Origin of the sequence: Streptomyces monomycini (assembly GCF_022271435.1) — a bacterium.
GTDB classification, from domain to species: Bacteria; Actinomycetota; Actinomycetes; order Streptomycetales; family Streptomycetaceae; genus Streptomyces; species Streptomyces monomycini.
In genome coordinates this window covers 115,337-131,441 of record NZ_JAFIQY010000002.1, presented here as the reverse complement: position 1 = coordinate 131,441, position 16,105 = coordinate 115,337, and the positions used below count along the sequence as shown (strand labels likewise).

The window sequence follows — 16,105 nt, the reverse complement described above, 5'->3', positions numbered from 1 at the left end:
GAGTTCGTTGCGGCACAAGGGTGATTAGCCCGTTTCGTGTTTGATTTGCGGTATATATCTGCCTAACGTGCGAAAAGGCTTGAACACTTTCGTTCCAGCAATGTCTCCGAAGGGGAAGACGTGAACAAGGCGCAGCTCGTAGAAGCCATTGCCGACAAGCTCGGCGGCCGTCAGAACGCCGCGGACGCGGTGGACGCGGTACTGGACGCAATCGTCCGTGCAGTTGTCTCCGGCGACCGCGTATCGGTCACCGGATTCGGTTCGTTCGAGAAGGTGGACCGTCCGGCCCGCTACGCCCGCAACCCGCAGACGGGTGAGCGGGTCCGGGTCAAGAAGACCTCGGTGCCCCGTTTCCGTGCCGGTCAGGGCTTCAAGGACCTGGTCAGCGGCTCGAAGAAGCTCCCGAAGAACGACGTGGCCGTGAAGAAGGCACCCAAGGGCAGCCTCTCGGGCGGTTCTTCCACCCGTACGACGGCCAAGGCCGCCACCAAGAAGGCCACCGCCAAGAAGACCACGGCGAAGAAGACCACCGCCACCACCGCCAAGAAGGCCACGCCGGCGAAGAAGACCACCGCCACGGCGAAGAAGGCCACCGCCACCGCCGCCAAGAAGGCCACCCCGGCGGCGAAGAAGGCCACGGCCACCACGGCGAAGAAGTCGGCGGCCAAGAAGACCACGGCCACCGCCGCCAAGAAGGCCACCCCGGCCAAGAAGGCCACCACCACCGCCAAGAAGGCGACGGCCAAGAAGACCGCGCCCGCCACCAAGGCGACGGCCAAGAAGGCCCCGGCCAAGAAGACCACGGCCCGCAAGACCACCGCCAAGAAGACCACCGCCCGCAAGCGGTAATTCAGCAGCGGCGACGCCACGCGTCGGGCCGGACTCCCCTCGGGGAGCCCGGCCCGCGGTGTGTCCCGGACCGCCCGCCCGATGTGTGGCACGGCCCCGGACGCCGTGTGCCGCCCCGGACGCGGTGTGCGGCGCGGCCCCTGCGCCGTGTCCCGTCTAGGCTGGTCACCATGCAGGCCACCGCGTACACCTACGACGCCCAGACCCGCTCCGGCAGCGTGCTGCTCGACGACGGCACCCCGCTGCCCTTCGACGCCGCGGCCTTCGACGCGGGCGGCCTGCGGCTGCTGCGGCCCGGCCAGCGGGTCCGTATCGACGTCGAGGTCATGGACGACGCCGGTGACGGCAAGGAGAAGGACGGGCGCCGTATCGTTCTCGTCACCCTCCAGACGTTCTGAGACCTTCCGCCACCGCGCGGGCCCGTATCCGCGGCACACAGCGGGCGGTGTACTGCCCCACACCCAGCTCCAGCGCGGCCCGCAGATCCTCCCCAGTGTCCACGTCCCGGCGTACGGATTCGGTGTCCGGCAGCACGATCTCCCGCGCCCCCGATTCGCGGTGACGCGCCCGGGACGGCCCCCCGAAAGCGGGTGCCAATTCCACTCCCGGCGCCGCGCACAGCAGTGTCGTCCCGATTTCCGCCGCATCCGCGAGAAATGCCCGGGGAAATGCCGAGGCGGCCGACAGCACCCGGCCCAGTTCCGCGGGGCGCAACGCCGGGAGATCCGCGTTGAGTGCTGCCACGGCCGCGGCGGCGCGCCGCCGGCGCACCAGGCCCGCGCCGTACGCGAGTGCCGCGTTCAGGCCGCGGCCCGGCACGTCGGCGACGACGCGCGCTCCGAGGGCCGCCAACCGCTCCCCGGCCACCGGATCGTCCGTGACAACCGCCACATCCACGACGTCTTCGCAGGCCAGCGCAGCCGTCACGGTGTCCAGCGCGAACGCCAGTGCCAACTGGGGCCGGAGCTCCTCCCCCGCCGCCCGGGACAGCCTGCTCTTCGCCCGTACCAGGGGTTTCAGCGGTACGACCAGGCTCCAGCCCACGTCCGCTCCGTCTCTTCGCATCGCCCTCATTCTCACCCGGCGTCACCGCCATCCGTGAGCGGCGGGGTTACGGTGTTCTCGACATAGCGGGTACCTGGGGCGACACTTGTGCGGCTGCCGGGTCGCAGCAGCTCAGCAGATCCCACAAGGAGGGTGTCCCAGTGTCCCGCCGCAGAATCGGCTTCTGGTACCGCTTGGCCGCGGTCATCTGCAAACCGCCGCTCCTGGTTCTGTTCAAGCGGGACTGGCAGGGAATGGAGCACATTCCCGCCGACGGCGGATTCATCACCGCGGTCAACCACAACTCGTATCTGGACCCGCTGTCGTATGCGCACTACCAGTACAACACCGGCCGGGTCCCGCGATTCCTCGCCAAGTCCGGGCTCTTCAAGGGCGGCTTCGTCGGCCTCATGATGCGCGGCACCGGCCAGATCCCCGTCTACCGGGAATCCGCCGACGCCGCGGTGGCCTTCCGCGCCGCCGTGGCCGCCATCAACAAAGGCGAATGCGTCGCCTTCTACCCCGAGGGCACCCTCACCCGCGACCCCGACATGTGGCCCATGCAGGGCAAGACCGGGGCCGCCCGCGTGGCGTTGCTCACCAAGGCACCGGTCATCCCGGTGGCGCAGTGGGGCGCCAACGAGGTCATGCCGCCGTACGCCAAGGAGAAGAAGCTGCGGCTCTTCCCGCGCAAGACCCTGCGGGTCAAGGCGGGGCCGGCGGTCGACCTGAGCGAGTTCTACGGCAAGGAGCCCACCGCCGAGGTGCTGCGCGAGGTGACCGACAAGGTCATGGCCGCGGTCACCGCGATCCTCGCCGAGGTGCGGGACGAGCCGGCGCCGGCCGAACCGTACGACCACCGCAAGGACGCCGTCCGGCGCAGCCGGGCCCGCCGGGAGCAGCAGGCCGCCGAGCGGGCGCGGAAACTGGACGAGCAGGGCGTGAAACTGGACGATCAGGCACCGAAGACACAGGAGGATGAAGGCAAGTGACGCGCTGCGCCGTCTACGGCACGGGGTCCTGGGGCACCGCATTCGCGATGGTGCTCGGTGACGCGGGCTGCGAGGTGACGATGTGGGGCCGCAGAGCGGGCCTGGTCGACGCCGTCAACACCGGCCGCACCAATCCCGACTATCTGCCGGACGCGGAACTGCCCGCGTCCGTACGGGCCACCACCGACCCCGCGGAAGCCGCGCACGGCGCCGATTTCACCGTCCTGGCCATCCCCTCGCAGACGCTGCGCGAGAACCTCACCGCCTGGGCGCCGCTGCTGCCCGCCGACACCGTCCTGGTCTCCCTGATGAAGGGCGTCGAACTGGGCACCGCCAAGCGGATGAGCGAGGTCGTCGAAGAGGTCGCCAAGGCCCCGGCCGAGCGGGTCGCGGTGCTGACCGGCCCCAACCTCGCCAAGGAGATCGCCGCCCGGCAGCCCGCCGCCGCGGTCGTCGCCTGCGCGGACGAGGCCGTGGCCCGGCGCCTCCAGGCCGCCTGCCACACCCCGTACTTCCGCCCGTACACCAACACCGACGTGGTCGGCGCGGAGCTGGGCGGCGCGGTCAAGAACGTCATCGCGCTGGCGGTCGGCATGGCCGGCGGCATGGGCCTGGGCGACAACGCCAAGGCCTCCCTGATCACCCGCGGCCTCGCCGAAACCACCCGGCTGGGCCTGGCGATGGGCGCCGACGCGCACACCTTCGCCGGCCTCGCCGGAATGGGTGACCTGGTCGCCACCTGCTCCTCGCCGCTGTCCCGCAACAACACCTTCGGCGCCAACCTCGGCCGCGGCATGACGCTGGAGGAGACCATCGCGGTCACCAAGCAGACCGCGGAGGGCGTCAAGTCCTGCGAGTCGGTACTGGATCTCGCCCGCCGGCACGGCGTCGACATGCCGATCACCGAGACGGTCGTGGACATCGTCCACGAGGGCAAACCGCCGCTGGTGGCCCTCAAGGAACTGATGTCGCGCAGCGCCAAGCCCGAACGGCACTGAGGCCCCGGGCGCGCTGTCCCGGGACCGGCCCCGGCCCCGGCCCCGCCCGGCCGCGGGACCCGCGGCGGCTCCCGGGGCCGCGGCACTGCCTCCTCCTGGGGCAGCAGGTACGCTCAACGCGATATGAGCAGCGAGACCCCTTACCAGAAGCCCCGCGTCGCCGTCGTGTTCGGCGGGCGCAGCTCCGAGCACGCCATCTCCGTGGTCACCGCGGGCGCCGTGCTGGCCGCCATCGACCGCGAGAAGTACGACGTGCTGCCCATCGGCATCACGACCGACGGACGGTGGGTGCTGACCGCCGACGCCCCGGAGCGGATGGCCATCACGGACCGGAAGCTGCCGGACGTGGCGGAGCTGAGCGAATCCGCCGGGGGCGCCGTCGTCCTGCCGGTGGACCCGACCAGCCGCGAGGTCGTCTACAGCGAGCCGGGCGCGGTGCCCAAGGCGCTCGGCGAGGTCGACGTCGTCTTCCCGGTGCTGCACGGTCCGTACGGTGAGGACGGCACCCTCCAGGGCCTCCTGGAGCTGTCCGGCGTGCCCTACGTGGGCTCCGGGGTGCTCGCCTCGGCGGTCGGCCAGGACAAGGACTACATGAAGCGGGTGTTCACCTCCTTCGGGCTGCCGGTCGGTCCGTACGAGGTCGTCCGCCCCCGCGAGTGGGAGCAGGACCCCGCGGCGGCCCGCAAGAAGATCGTGGACTTCGCCGGGGAACACGGCTGGCCGCTGTTCGTGAAGCCCGCCCGCGCCGGCTCCTCCATGGGCATCACCAAGGTGGACGACGTCTCCGGCCTGGACGCGGCCGTCGAGGAGGCCCGCCGTCACGACCCCAAGATCATCGTGGAGTCGCTGCTGACCGGCCGGGAGATCGAGTGCGGCGTCCTGGAGTTCGAGGACGGCCCGCGCGCCAGCGTCCCCGCCGAGATCCCCCCGGTCTCCGACCACTCCTTCTACGACTTCGAGGCCAAGTACATCGACTCGGCCAGCGGCATCGTGCCCGCGCCGCTCACCGCGGAGCAGACCGCACGCGTCCGGGAACTGGCCGTGGCGGCCTTCGAGGCGGCCTCCTGCGAGGGACTGGTACGCGCCGACTTCTTCCTCCAGGACAACGGCGAGTTCGTGATCAACGAGATCAACACGCTGCCCGGCTTCACGCCCATCTCGATGTACCCGCGGATGTGGCAGGAGAGCGGCGTCGGCTACCCGGAGCTGGTCGACCGGCTGATCCAGGCGGCGCTGCGGCGCTCCACCGGCCTGCGCTGACCCCCGGACCGTGCCCGGCCGGTGTCCTCAGACCCCGGCCGGCACCGTCGTACGGACGGCGTCCGCGAGGTCGGTGAGCACATCGACCTCCGGGGCGTACTTCCCCGGCACACGCACCTCGACGTACGTCTTGCGCAGCACGGTCGTGAAGCGGTATCCGTCGTCCTGCTTCTCGAAGAGCCACTCCACACCGTTGACTTCCGCCGCGTCCGCACCGGGGTTGTAATGTTCACTCCCGGGCGTCAGCACGGCGGGCTTGCGTACCCCGCAGCGCAACCGGACGGCGGGATCGCCCCAGACGGCGGTGAAGTCCGAGACCGGGTCGGCGGTGCCCCGCTCCAGCCCGTCCACGGTCCGCGGCAACTCCTTCTGGAGCGCCCGGCACTGCCGCGCGGAGTCGCCCTCGGGCGCGGGGGCGGCGACGGGGACCGAGGACGAGCAGCCCACCGCGGCGAAGGCCACGGTGAGCAGGGCCGGAACCAGCAGCCGGCGCGACGAGGAGATCACCCGGCCGAGCATACGGGGGAGCTAGAGATGGACCACCGGGCAGGTCAGGGTGCGGGTGATGCCGTCCACCTGCTGCACCTTGGCGACCACCATGCGGCCGAGTTCGTCGACCGTGTCGGCCTGGGCCCGCACGATCACGTCGTACGGGCCGGTGACGTCCTCGGCCTGGATCACGCCGGGGATCTTGGCGATCACTTCCGCCACGGCCGACGCCTTGCCCACCTCGGTCTGGATCAGGATGTACGCCTGTACCACGGGACCTCCAGGGCGGCTTCGAGGATCATGTGGGAAGAAGGGACGCCACGGTACCGCGTCGGCGCGCGCGCCGGGGAGACCCGCGCGGGGAACGCGACGCGCGGCGCGGGGACCGGCCGCCCCGGGGGAGCGGGAGCCGGACACGCGGTGACGGAGTACGGATCGGCAGCGCAGTACGGATCGTCCGTACGCATCGGAAGGGCAGCAGCATGAAGGGCACCGTGGGCGAGCTGGGAGAGTTCGGGCTGATCAGGGAGCTGACCTCCCGGCTCACCGCCACCCCGGCCGTACGGATCGGTCCGGGCGACGACGCCGCGGTGGTCACCGCGCCCGACCGCAGGGTCGTGGCCAGCACCGACGTACTCCTCGAAGGGCGGCACTTCCGCCGCGACTGGTCCACCGCCTACGACGTGGGCCGCAAGGCCGCCGCGCAGAACCTGGCCGACATCGCCGCCATGGGAGCGGTGCCCACCGCCATCCTGCTCGGCCTGGTCGTGCCCGCCGAACTGCCCGCGACCTGGGCGACCGAGCTGATGGACGGGCTGCGCGACGAGTGCCAGGTGGCGGGCGCCGCCGTGGTCGGCGGCGACGTCGTACGCGGCGACACCATCACCGTCGCCATCACCGCCCTGGGTGACCTGCGCAACCAGGAACCGGTCACCCGATCCGGTGCCCAGCCGGGCGACGTCGTCGCCGTCACCGGCTGGCTGGGCTGGTCGGCGGCCGGCTACGCGGTCCTCACCCGCGGCTTCCGCTCCCCGCGCGCCTTCGTCGAGGCGCACCGCCGCCCCGAGCCCCCGTACCACGCGGGCCCCGCCGCGGCCGGTCTCGGTGCCACCGCCATGACGGACGTCAGCGACGGCCTGGTCGCCGACCTCGGCCACATCGCCGAGGCCAGCAAGGTCCGTATCGACCTGCGCTCGGGCCAGATCGACATCCCCTCGCAGATGTCCGACATCGGTACGGCGGTCGGCGTGGACCCGATGCAGTGGGTGCTCAACGGGGGCGAGGACCACGCCATCGTGGCGACGTTCCCGCCGGACGTGAAGCTGCCCGCCCGCTGGAAGGTGATCGGCGAGGTGCTGAACCCGTCGGCGCTGCCGCAGGTGACGGTGGACGGGGCGCCGTGGTCCAGTGCGGGCTGGGACCACTTCGGCGAGGACGGGGACGGCGATCCGGCGGCCGGTGCCTGAGGGCGCCGGGGGACGGTCCGCTTCCGGGGGACCACGGAGGGCCCGGAAGGCGCCCCGGTAGATTCGCCGGTATGCGCACACCTCCACGCGTCCTGACCGTCGCCGGGTCCGACTCCGGCGGCGGCGCGGGCATCCAGGCCGACCTGAAGACGATGCTGGCGCTCGGCACGCACGGCATGAGCGTGCTGACCGCCGTCACCGCGCAGAACTCACTCGGCGTGCAGGGCGCGTGGGAACTGCCCGCCGAAGCCGTACGGGCCCAGTTCCGCAGCGTCGTCGACGACATCGGCGTCCAGGCCGTCAAGACCGGGATGCTGTCCTCACCCGAACTGGTCGAGACCGTCGCCGCCCTGCTCGCCGGGGTGTCCGCGCCGGTCGTCGTCGACCCGGTCGGCGTCTCCAAGCACGGCGACGCCCTGCTGGCCGCCTCCGCGCTGGACGCCGTCCGCACCAAGCTGCTGCCGACGGCCACCCTCGCCACCCCCAACCTCGACGAAGTGGCACAGCTCACAGGCGTACGGGTACGGGGCGAGGCGGATCTGCCGCGCGCCGCCGCCGCGGTTCTCGGTTTCGGACCGCGCTGGGCGCTGATCAAGGGCGGCCACCTGGCGGGCGACGCCGTCGACCTGCTCACCGACGGCACCGAGGAGCACTGGCTGCGCGCCCCGCGGCACGACAACCGGCACACCCACGGCACCGGCTGCACCCTCGCCAGCGCCGTCGCCGCCCGGCTCGCCCTGGGGGACACGGTCCCGGAGGCCGTGGCGGCGGCCAAGGAGTACGTCACCGGCGCCATCGCGGGCGGCTTCCGCCTGGGGGCGGGGATCGGGCCGGTGGATCACGGGTGGCGGCTCAGGGCGTAGGCGGGCCCGCGCGTCGGGGAGCAGGAAGGCCCGCGCGCCCGCCGCACGGGCCGCCTCCGTACGCGGGTACGGCAAAAAGCCGGCCCACCGAGGTGGACCGGCTTTCAGGCAACCGGCGGGGCTGCGCTTCGACTAGGACGTCAGCGCGAGACCTTGCCGGCCTTGATGCACGAGGTGCAGACGTTGAGCCGCTTCGGCGTGCGCCCGATGACCGCGCGCACCGTCTGGATGTTGGGGTTCCAACGACGGTTGGTACGGCGGTGCGAGTGGGAAACGCTCTTGCCGAAGCCCGGCCCCTTGCCGCAGACGTCGCAGTTGGCAGCCACGGGTCACTCCAAAGACTTCAGATGCACTTACGGTGAATCCCGACGAGCGGAGTGCATTGAACCGACCCGATTCGCCAGGAGAGGAATGGCCCGATTCGCATCGGGCAACCGGAGCAGCATACAACGACCGCTCCCGTAGAACGAAACTACCATGAGCGCCCCGGCCCCCGCCCCGGCCGCCGGGTCCCCGCGCCACTACTGTGCGGTGGATCGCATGACCGAGCCGAGCCCACCGAGGGCCGCTGGCCGAGGAGGACGAACGGTGCCGCACCCGCTCGACGCCGATGCGGTACGTACCTGGTGCGCCCTCGCGCTGACGGCCCTGGGCCGCGAGCGCGAGCGGATCGACGCGATCAACGTCTACCCCGTGGCCGACGGCGACACCGGCACCAACCTGTACCTGACCGTGGAGTCCGCGGCCCGCGCGGTCGAGGCCGCCTTCGACGGACACGGCGCCTCGGGCACCGCACCGGACCTGGCCGACGCCGTCGGCGCCATGGCACACGGGGCGCTGATCGGCGCCCGCGGCAACTCCGGCACGATCCTCGCGCAGCTGCTGCGGGGCATGGCGGAGATCCTGGGGTCCGGGTCCGGGTCCGGCTCCAGGTCCGGCTCCGGGGACGAGGACGGGGCCGAGGCTGGGCCCGGCGGCCCGGCGGCCGTGCTGAAGCAGGCCCTGCGGCGGGCGGCCGAATCGACGTACGAGGCGGTGGCGCACCCCGTGGAGGGCACGGTCCTCACGGTCGCCACCGTGGCCGCGCAGGCGGCGGAGCGGGCCGACGGGACCCCGGCGGCGGTCGCCCGGGCCGCGTACGAAGGGGCGCGAGCCGCCCTGGAGGCGACACCGGGGCAGCTGGCGGTACTGGGCCGGGCGGGCGTCGTGGACGCGGGCGGCTGCGGCCTGGTCGCCCTGCTGGGTGCGCTGGCCGGGGCGCTGTCCGGAGAGGTGCCGACCGCGGCGATCACCGTACGGCCGGACGCGCCCGTGCCGGTGGCCGGCGGCTGCCCGGCGGCGGAGGGGGCCGGGCAGGCCTCCGAGGAGGCGTGCAGCGAGGGCACGGCCCCGGTCGGCCCCCACGGCAACGACGCCGACCCGGACGGGCCCGCCTTCGAAGTGCTCTACCTCCTGGAGGCCGACGACCCCGCCGTGGCCCGGCTGCGCACACGGCTGGACGCCCTCGGCGACTCCCTGGTGGTCGTCGGCGGCGACGGCCTGTGGAACGTGCACGTCCACGTGGACGACGCGGGCGCCGCCGTCGAGGCGGGCATCGAGGCGGGCCGCCCGTACCGCATCCGCATCACCCACTTCGGGGCGCCGGACAGCGGCGGCCGGGGCCCCCGCCGCCGCGCGCCCGAGCCCGCGGCGCGCGCCGTGGTGGCCGTGGTGCCGGGCGACGGGCTCGCCGGCCTGTGCGCCGAGGCGGGCGCGACGGCGGTGACCGTACGCCCCGGGGAGCCGCCCGCCAGCGGCGAGCTGGTGCAGGCCATCCGGCAGGCGAACGCCCGCGAGGTGATGCTGCTGCCCAACGACCCCGAACTGCGGCACACGGCGGCGGCAGCGGCCGAGCAGGCCCGTACCGAAGGCGTACGGGTCGCCCTGATCCCCACCCGCGCCGCCGTCCAGGGCATCGCCGCGCTGGCCGTGCACGAGCCCGCCCGCAGCTTCGACGAGGACATGGTGGCCATGACCTCGGCCGCGGGCGCCACCCGCTACGCGGAGCTGGCCGTCGCCGAACGCCAGTCCTGGACGATGGCCGGCGTCTGCCAGGCCGGCGACGTCCTCGGCCTCATCGACGGGGACGTGGTGGTGATCGGCTCCGACCTGGCCGCGACCGCGGTGACCGTCCTGGACCGGATGCTCTCCGCGGGCGGGGAAATGGTGACGCTCGTCCTGGGCGCGGATTTCCCCGATTCCCTCGCGGAACGCCTGGAAAGGCACGTACGGGAACGCCACCTGGCCGTGGACACCGTCGTCTACGAAGGCGGGCAGCGCGGCGCGCCCCTTCTCATCGGCGTCGAATAACGCCCCGGAAGGGGGTGCGGAAATCCGTACCGTCCCGGCGGAATTCCGGGGCCTGCCGCCGGTTGTCAGTGGCGTGGTGTGCAATGGTCATCGTGTCCGCGCTCGACGAACCCCTGAAGAAGATTCTCGGTGGCACCACCGCCAAGGTGATGGCCGAGCATCTCGGTCTGCACACGGTCGGCGACCTGCTGCACCACTATCCGCGGAAGTACGCGGAGCGCGGTGAGCTGACCCGGCTCTCCGACCTGCCGCTGGACGAACACGTCACGGTCGTCGCGCGGGTCGCGGACGCCCGTGTCCTGAAGTTCAACAACGGCCGCGGCCAGCGCCTGGAGGTGACCCTCACCGACGGCAGCGGCCGCCTCCAGCTCGTCTTCTTCGGCAAGGGCATCCACAAGCCGCACAAGGACCTGCTGCCCGGCCGCCGCGCGATGTTCGCGGGCAAGGTCTCGGTCTTCAACCGCAAGCTGCAACTGGCCCACCCCGAGTACGCGCTGCTGGAAGGTGAGGGCGGAGAGTCCGGCGAGTCCGGGGAGGAGGCCGTGGACGCCTTCGCCGGCCGCCTCATGCCGATCTACCCGGCCTGCCAGCAGATGGCCTCCTGGAAGATCACCAAGGCCGTCGACGCGGTGCTGCCCAGCGCCCGCGAGGCACTCGACCCGCTGCCGGAGGCGCTGCGCGCGGGCCGGGCCCTGCTGCCGCTCCCGGACGCCCTGGAGAAGGTCCACCGCCCGCGCACGAAGGCCGACATCGAGGACGCCCGCTCCCGGCTCAAGTGGGACGAGGCCTTCGTCCTCCAGGTCGCCCTCGCCCGCCGCCGCATGGCGGAAACCCAACTCCCCGCCACTCCGCGCCCGTTGACCCCCGGCGGCCTGCTCGACGCCTTCGACGCGAAACTCCCCTTCACCCTCACCGAAGGCCAGCAGAAGGTCAGCCGTGAAATCTTCGGCGATCTGGCGACGGACCATCCGATGCACCGGCTTCTTCAGGGGGAAGTCGGTTCCGGGAAGGCCCAGCCGCTCGATGCCTCGGTGCTCACCCCTCAGGGGTTCCGCCGCATGGGCGACATGGCTCCTGGCGACGAGGTGGTGGTGCCCAACGGTGACATCGCGGTGCTGGACGGGGTCTTTCCCCAGGGGGAACGGGACGTCTGGCGTCTCGTGCTGTCCGACGGGAGCACGGTCGAGTGCGATGACGAGCACTTGTGGATCGTCGCGACCAGTTGCGCATGGGACCGTGGCGAACGGCCGAAGGTGATGACGACCCGGGAGATCCGGCACGACACTTTCCAGGCCGACGGCTCGTCCAAGTGGTACATCGCGCCCGCGGGAGTGGCGGACCTCGAAGGCGGCGCTGAGCGCCCGCTGGACCCGTACCTGATGGGGCTCCTTCTGGGAGTCGGTTCCTTCCGGCACCACCTGCGGTTCTCCAGCATGGACGAAAGCCTTCTGGGGGCGGTCGCCGCCGCGGTGGCTCCGGCCTGCGAACTGGTCTCCGTACCGGGGGAGAACCGCGACCACACCCTTCGTATGACGGGCCCGGAGGACGGGACGCGCCGCAACCCCGTAATCCAGGCCCTGCGCGGACTGGGTCTGTGGGGTGCCTCCTCGCACACGAAGTTCGTGCCCCCCGGCTACAAGAACGCACCGGTCAAGGACCGACTGGCTCTCCTGCAAGGACTCATGGACGCGGACGGCACGGTCCAGAAGACGGGCCTGGCCGTCTCCTTCTGCGCGGCCTCCCGGCAGCTCGCCGACGATGCCGCATGGCTGGTGCGCTCGCTGGGCGGCCGAGCGCGGGTCCTGCCCGGGCGGGAAGACTTCGACGTATCCGTGGCGCTGCCCGATGAGTACCCGCCGTTCCGGCTGGCGCGAAAGGCGGAACGGATGCGGGGGCGTCCGAAGTGCGCCACGTTCCGCCGCGGCATCCGAGCCGTCGAGTACGTCGGCAGGAAGCCGGTCCAGTGCATCAGCGTCGCGCACCCGAGCCATGCGTACGTGACCGACCATTTCACCGTCACGCACAACACCATGGTGGCCCTGCGCGCCATGCTCGCCGTCGTGGACACCGGCGGGCAGGCGGCGATGCTCGCGCCCACCGAAGTGCTCGCCCAGCAGCACCACCGGTCCATCACGGAGATGATGGGGGAGCTGGCCGAGGGAGGAATGCTGGGCGGCGCCGAGCACGGCACGAAGGTGGTGCTGTTGACCGGGTCGATGGGCGCCGCCGCCCGCCGCCAGGCCCTGCTGGACCTGGTCACGGGCGAGGCCGGGATCGCCATCGGCACCCACGCGCTGATCGAGGACAAGGTCCAGTTCCACGACCTGGGCCTGGTCGTCGTCGACGAGCAGCACCGCTTCGGTGTGGAGCAGCGGGACGCGCTGCGCGGCAAGGGCAAGCAGCCGCCGCATCTGCTCGTCATGACGGCCACGCCCATTCCCCGTACGGTCGCGATGACCGTCTTCGGCGACCTGGAGACCTCCGTACTGGACCAACTCCCCGCCGGGCGCTCGCCGATCGCCAGCCATGTCGTGCCTGCCAAGGACAAGCCGCACTTCCTGGCGCGGGCCTGGGAGCGGGTGCGTGAGGAGGTCGAGTCCGGCCACCAGGCGTACGTGGTCTGCCCCCGCATCGGTGACGAGGAGGAGGCACCGAAGGGCAAGGGCGCGAAGAAGAAGGAGGGGGAGGACACGGCGGCGGGCGAGGACAAGCGGCCCCCGCTGGCCGTCCTGGACGTCGCCGCGCAGCTCACCAAGGGGCCGCTGGCCGGGCTGCGCGTCGCGGTGCTGCACGGCCGGATGCATCCGGACGACAAGGACGCGGTGATGCGCCGGTTCGCGGCCGGCGAGGTGGACGCGCTGGTGGCGACCACCGTCATCGAGGTCGGGGTGAACGTGCCCAACGCCACCGCCATGGTGATCATGGACGCGGACCGGTTCGGCGTCTCCCAGCTGCACCAGCTGCGCGGCCGGGTCGGCCGCGGCTCGGCCCCCGGCCTATGCCTGCTGGTCAGCGAGATGCCCGAGGCCAGCCCCGCGCGGGCCCGGCTCGCCGCGGTGGCCGGCACCCTGGACGGCTTCGAGCTGTCCCGTATCGACCTGGAGCAGCGCCGCGAGGGCGACGTCCTCGGCCAGGCCCAGTCCGGCGCCCGTACGTCCCTGCGGATGCTCGCCGTCATCGAGGACGAGCAGGTCATCGAGGCTGCCCGGGAGGAGGCCACCTCGGTGGTCGCCGCCGACCCGGAGCTGACCGGATATCCGGAGCTGCGCATCGCCCTCCAGGCCCTGCTGGACGCCGAGCGCGAGCAGTATCTCGACAAGGGGTGACCGGGCGCGGGGCCGGGTGGCGCGGCCCCGTCCCGTCCGACGCCATATCGTGGGGAGTGGTCCGCGCAGGCGGGCCGCCCCACCCGCAGCGCGAAGGACTTCAGAACCATGACCCGCGTGATCGCCGGCACGGCCGGCGGCCGGCGCCTGGCCGTGCCCCCCGGCAACGGCACCCGCCCGACCTCCGACCGGGCGCGCGAGGGCCTGTTCTCCACCTGGGAGTCGCTGGACGGCCCGCTGACCGGCGCCCGGGTGCTCGACCTGTACGGCGGCTCCGGCGCCGTGGGCCTGGAGGCGCTGTCCCGCGGTGCCGCGCACGTCCTGCTGGTCGAGGCCGACGCCCGCGCCGTCCGCACCATCCGCGACAACGTCCGCACCCTCGGTCTGCCGGGCGCCGAGGTGCGTGCCGGCAAGGCCGAGCAGGTGATCGCCGGGCCGGCCCCGGACGAGCCGTACGACGTGCTCTTCCTCGACCCGCCGTACGCCGTCACCGACAGCGATCTTGAGGAGATCCTGCTCACACTCCACCGGCAAGGCTGGTGCGCCGAGGAGGCACTCGTCACCGTGGAGCGGAGCACCAGAGGCGGTCCGTTCCCCTGGCCTGCCGGGTTCGGGCCCATCCGGTCCCGGCGCTACGGCGAGGGAACGCTTTGGTACGGTCGCGCCGCTTCGACGTGCGACAACGCGTCATGACCGGACCGGAGAGCGAGGAACCTCAGTTGCGCCGCGCAGTCTGTCCGGGGTCGTTCGACCCCATCACCAACGGGCATCTGGACATCATTGCCCGGGCCTCCAGGCTCTACGACGTCGTGCACGTCACCGTGATGATCAATCAGGCCAAGAAGGGCCTGTTCTCGGTCGACGAGCGGATCGACCTGATCCGCCGGGCCACCGCCGAGTACGGCAACGTCCAGGTCGAGTCCTTCCACGGCCTGCTCGTCGACTTCTGCAAGCAGCGCGACATCCCCGCCATCGTCAAGGGGCTGCGGGCGGTCAGCGACTTCGACTACGAGCTGCAGATGGCCCAGATGAACAACGGTCTCTCCGGCATCGAGACCCTCTTCATCCCCACCAGCCCCACCTACAGCTTCCTCTCCTCCAGCCTGGTCAAGGAGGTCGCGGCCTGGGGCGGCGACGTCTCGCACCTCGTGCCGCCCTTCGTCCTGGAGGAGCTGACCAAGCGGCTCGGTACCGAGTGACGCCCTGACCTTCCGTCAGCAGGTGTCGGCGCGGGGCGCTGTGGACGTACAGTCGTCCCCGTTCCGTCGTACCGACCCGGGAAGTGGCGAGTCCAAGGTGGACGTGCAGAAAAAGCTCGACGAGATCGTCCGGACCGTCGGCAGCGCCCGGTCCATGCCCATGTCGGCCTCGTGCGTGGTCAACCGCGCCGAGCTGCTCGCCATGCTGGAGGAGGTGCGGGCCGCGCTGCCCGGGTCGCTCGCGCAGGCCCAGGAGGTGCTCGGCGACCGTGCGCAGATGGTCGAGGAGGCCCGTGCCGAGGCGGAGCGGATCATCGAGTCCGCCAACGCCCACCGCGGCTCGCTGATCTCCGACACCGAGGTCGCCCGGCAGTCCCAGGCCGAGGCCGACCGCATTCTGGCCGAGGCTCGCCGGGAGGCCGAGGAGGTCCGCGCCGAGGCCGACGACTACGTGGACAGCAAGCTGGCCAACTTCGAGGTCGTCCTCACCAAGACCATCGGCTCGGTCGACCGCGGCCGCGAGAAGCTGCTCGGCCGCGCGCCGGGCGAAGGCGGCCACCAGGACGAGGACGGCGTCCAGGCGCCCGAGCCCAGCGCCGACCCGCAGACACTCAAGGAGCGGGCCGACCGGTACGTGGACGCCAAGTTCGGCGCCTTCGAGGCCGTCCTGACCAAGACCCTGGAGGCCGTCGGCCGCGGCCGGCTCAAGCTCCAGGGCGCCCGCCCGACGGACGAGCTGGGCGGTCTCGCCGCCGCGTCCGACGGCCTCCACCCGGGCCACACCGGCGACGCCGAGTACCTGGCCGGGCTCGCCGAGCTGGCCGACCCCGTACCGCCGCAGCCGCAGGCCCCGCCGCAGCCCGCCGTGCCGCTCCAGGCGCAGCCCGGAGTCCAGCAGGGCCCCTACCCCGATTACCACGACTACGCCGCCGGGGGTTACCAGCAGCAGGACGCCTACGGCTACCAGCAGGCCTCGTACGCACAGCAGGACCCGTACGGCTACGGCTGGCAGGATCCGCAGGCCCAGCAGCACCAGCATCAGCAGCACCAAGAGCAACAGCAGCACCAGCAGCCCTACGACCCGAACGCGGCCTACCTCCAGCAGCCCCAGTCGTCCGGGCAGGACCCGGCGGGCAGGGCGGCGCAGCCCGCCGCCCTCGACGAGACCAGCCTCTTCGACACGAGCATGATCGATCTGGACCGGCTGCGGCAGTACGAGGAGGGGCGTCAGTAGCGGATTGGGCCTATCGGGACCGTTCCAGTATCCTGG

General features: G+C 72.1%; 16 protein-coding genes. 12 read left to right on the top strand and 4 right to left on the bottom strand.

The annotated features are described in order from the left end of the window. The first annotated feature begins 120 nt into the window (after positions 1-120). On the top strand, positions 121-849 hold the full coding sequence (locus JXZ78_RS03235) for an HU family DNA-binding protein (protein WP_030018365.1): 729 nt from the start codon (positions 121-123) through the stop codon (positions 847-849). A 170-nt stretch (positions 850-1,019) separates the two neighbouring features. Continuing rightward, positions 1,020-1,247, top strand: a complete 228-nt coding sequence (locus tag JXZ78_RS03230; protein ID WP_030018366.1) for a hypothetical protein — start codon at positions 1,020-1,022, stop codon at positions 1,245-1,247. On the opposite strand, the gene cofC is transcribed toward JXZ78_RS03230, so the two are convergent. Continuing rightward, positions 1,228-1,914: a 2-phospho-L-lactate guanylyltransferase gene (cofC, locus tag JXZ78_RS03225; protein WP_030018367.1), complete on the bottom strand. Its 687-nt coding sequence runs from the start codon at positions 1,912-1,914 to the stop codon at positions 1,228-1,230. The genes JXZ78_RS03230 and cofC overlap by 20 nt on opposite strands. A gap of 140 nt (positions 1,915-2,054) precedes the next feature. Between cofC and JXZ78_RS03220 the strand changes: the two genes are divergently transcribed. The 3 genes from JXZ78_RS03220 to JXZ78_RS03210 all read left to right on the top strand — a co-directional run bounded on the left by JXZ78_RS03220 (position 2,055) and on the right by JXZ78_RS03210 (position 5,143). Beyond that, on the top strand, positions 2,055-2,885 hold the full coding sequence (locus JXZ78_RS03220; protein WP_030018368.1) for a lysophospholipid acyltransferase family protein: 831 nt from the start codon (positions 2,055-2,057) through the stop codon (positions 2,883-2,885). Continuing rightward, on the top strand, positions 2,882-3,883 hold the full coding sequence (locus JXZ78_RS03215) for an NAD(P)H-dependent glycerol-3-phosphate dehydrogenase (RefSeq protein ID WP_030018369.1): 1,002 nt from the start codon (positions 2,882-2,884) through the stop codon (positions 3,881-3,883). Before JXZ78_RS03220 ends, JXZ78_RS03215 begins: the two co-directional genes overlap by 4 nt. A 123-nt stretch (positions 3,884-4,006) precedes the next feature. After that, positions 4,007-5,143 carry a D-alanine--D-alanine ligase family protein gene (locus tag JXZ78_RS03210; RefSeq protein WP_030018370.1) on the top strand — a complete coding sequence of 379 codons (1,137 nt, stop codon included), beginning with the start codon at positions 4,007-4,009 and terminating at the stop codon, positions 5,141-5,143. Between the two features lie 27 nt (positions 5,144-5,170). Here the strand turns inward: JXZ78_RS03210 and JXZ78_RS03205 are convergent, their stop codons facing one another. Together JXZ78_RS03205 and JXZ78_RS03200 are read right to left on the bottom strand one after the other, a co-directional pair. Continuing rightward, positions 5,171-5,662 (bottom strand): DUF3515 domain-containing protein, encoded by a 492-nt coding sequence (locus JXZ78_RS03205; protein WP_030018371.1) that lies wholly within the window; start codon positions 5,660-5,662, stop codon positions 5,171-5,173. 9 nt (positions 5,663-5,671) lie between these two features. Further along, positions 5,672-5,905, bottom strand: a complete 234-nt coding sequence (locus JXZ78_RS03200) for an Lrp/AsnC family transcriptional regulator (RefSeq protein WP_030018372.1) — start codon at positions 5,903-5,905, stop codon at positions 5,672-5,674. A 209-nt stretch (positions 5,906-6,114) separates the two neighbouring features. Here JXZ78_RS03200 and JXZ78_RS03195 point away from each other — a divergent pair, with 209 nt between their 5' ends. Then, on the top strand, positions 6,115-7,098 hold the full coding sequence (locus JXZ78_RS03195) for a thiamine-phosphate kinase (RefSeq protein WP_030018373.1): 984 nt from the start codon (positions 6,115-6,117) through the stop codon (positions 7,096-7,098). Between the two features lie 71 nt (positions 7,099-7,169). After that, complete coding sequence (gene thiD / locus JXZ78_RS03190) at positions 7,170-7,961, top strand: bifunctional hydroxymethylpyrimidine kinase/phosphomethylpyrimidine kinase (RefSeq protein WP_030018374.1); 792 nt, start codon at positions 7,170-7,172, stop codon at positions 7,959-7,961. Between the two features lie 140 nt (positions 7,962-8,101). On the opposite strand, the gene rpmB is transcribed toward thiD, so the two are convergent. After that, a complete protein-coding gene (rpmB, locus tag JXZ78_RS03185; protein WP_003984695.1) occupies positions 8,102-8,287 on the bottom strand; it encodes a 50S ribosomal protein L28 in 186 nt (61 codons plus the stop codon). A 214-nt stretch (positions 8,288-8,501) separates the two neighbouring features. On the opposite strand from rpmB, the gene JXZ78_RS03180 reads away from it, so the two are divergent. The 5 genes from JXZ78_RS03180 (at position 8,502) to JXZ78_RS03160 (ending at position 16,069) form a co-directional block, all read left to right on the top strand. Next, on the top strand, positions 8,502-10,310 hold the full coding sequence (locus tag JXZ78_RS03180) for a DAK2 domain-containing protein (protein WP_167745390.1): 1,809 nt from the start codon (positions 8,502-8,504) through the stop codon (positions 10,308-10,310). Positions 10,311-10,393: 83 nt separating this feature from the next. Beyond that, complete coding sequence (locus JXZ78_RS03175) at positions 10,394-13,636, top strand: helicase-related protein (RefSeq protein WP_030018376.1); 3,243 nt, start codon at positions 10,394-10,396, stop codon at positions 13,634-13,636. 108 nt (positions 13,637-13,744) lie between these two features. Further along, a complete protein-coding gene (gene rsmD / locus JXZ78_RS03170) occupies positions 13,745-14,329 on the top strand; it encodes a 16S rRNA (guanine(966)-N(2))-methyltransferase RsmD (RefSeq protein ID WP_030018377.1) in 585 nt (194 codons plus the stop codon). Positions 14,330-14,355: 26 nt separating this feature from the next. Then, positions 14,356-14,835, top strand: coding sequence for a pantetheine-phosphate adenylyltransferase (coaD, locus tag JXZ78_RS03165; protein ID WP_033037174.1), 480 nt, complete (start codon positions 14,356-14,358; stop codon positions 14,833-14,835). 97 nt (positions 14,836-14,932) lie between these two features. After that, a complete protein-coding gene (locus JXZ78_RS03160; RefSeq protein ID WP_030018379.1) occupies positions 14,933-16,069 on the top strand; it encodes a F0F1 ATP synthase subunit B in 1,137 nt (378 codons plus the stop codon). Positions 16,070-16,105 lie beyond the last annotated feature (36 nt).

Bases quoted from the DNA above. Each gene is read 5' to 3' on its own strand.
- JXZ78_RS03230 (WP_030018366.1), top strand. From the start codon at position 1,020: ATGCAGGCCACCGCGTACACCTACGACGCCCAGACCCGCTCCGGCAGC.
- cofC (WP_030018367.1), bottom strand. From the start codon at position 1,914: ATGCGAAGAGACGGAGCGGACGTGGGCTGGAGCCTGGTCGTACCGCTG.
- JXZ78_RS03210 (WP_030018370.1), top strand. From the start codon at position 4,007: ATGAGCAGCGAGACCCCTTACCAGAAGCCCCGCGTCGCCGTCGTGTTC.
- JXZ78_RS03205 (WP_030018371.1), bottom strand. From the start codon at position 5,662: ATGCTCGGCCGGGTGATCTCCTCGTCGCGCCGGCTGCTGGTTCCGGCC.
- JXZ78_RS03195 (WP_030018373.1), top strand. From the start codon at position 6,115: ATGAAGGGCACCGTGGGCGAGCTGGGAGAGTTCGGGCTGATCAGGGAG.
- thiD (WP_030018374.1), top strand. From the start codon at position 7,170: ATGCGCACACCTCCACGCGTCCTGACCGTCGCCGGGTCCGACTCCGGC.
- JXZ78_RS03180 (WP_167745390.1), top strand. From the start codon at position 8,502: ATGACCGAGCCGAGCCCACCGAGGGCCGCTGGCCGAGGAGGACGAACG.
- JXZ78_RS03175 (WP_030018376.1), top strand. From the start codon at position 10,394: ATGGTCATCGTGTCCGCGCTCGACGAACCCCTGAAGAAGATTCTCGGT.
- rsmD (WP_030018377.1), top strand. From the start codon at position 13,745: ATGACCCGCGTGATCGCCGGCACGGCCGGCGGCCGGCGCCTGGCCGTG.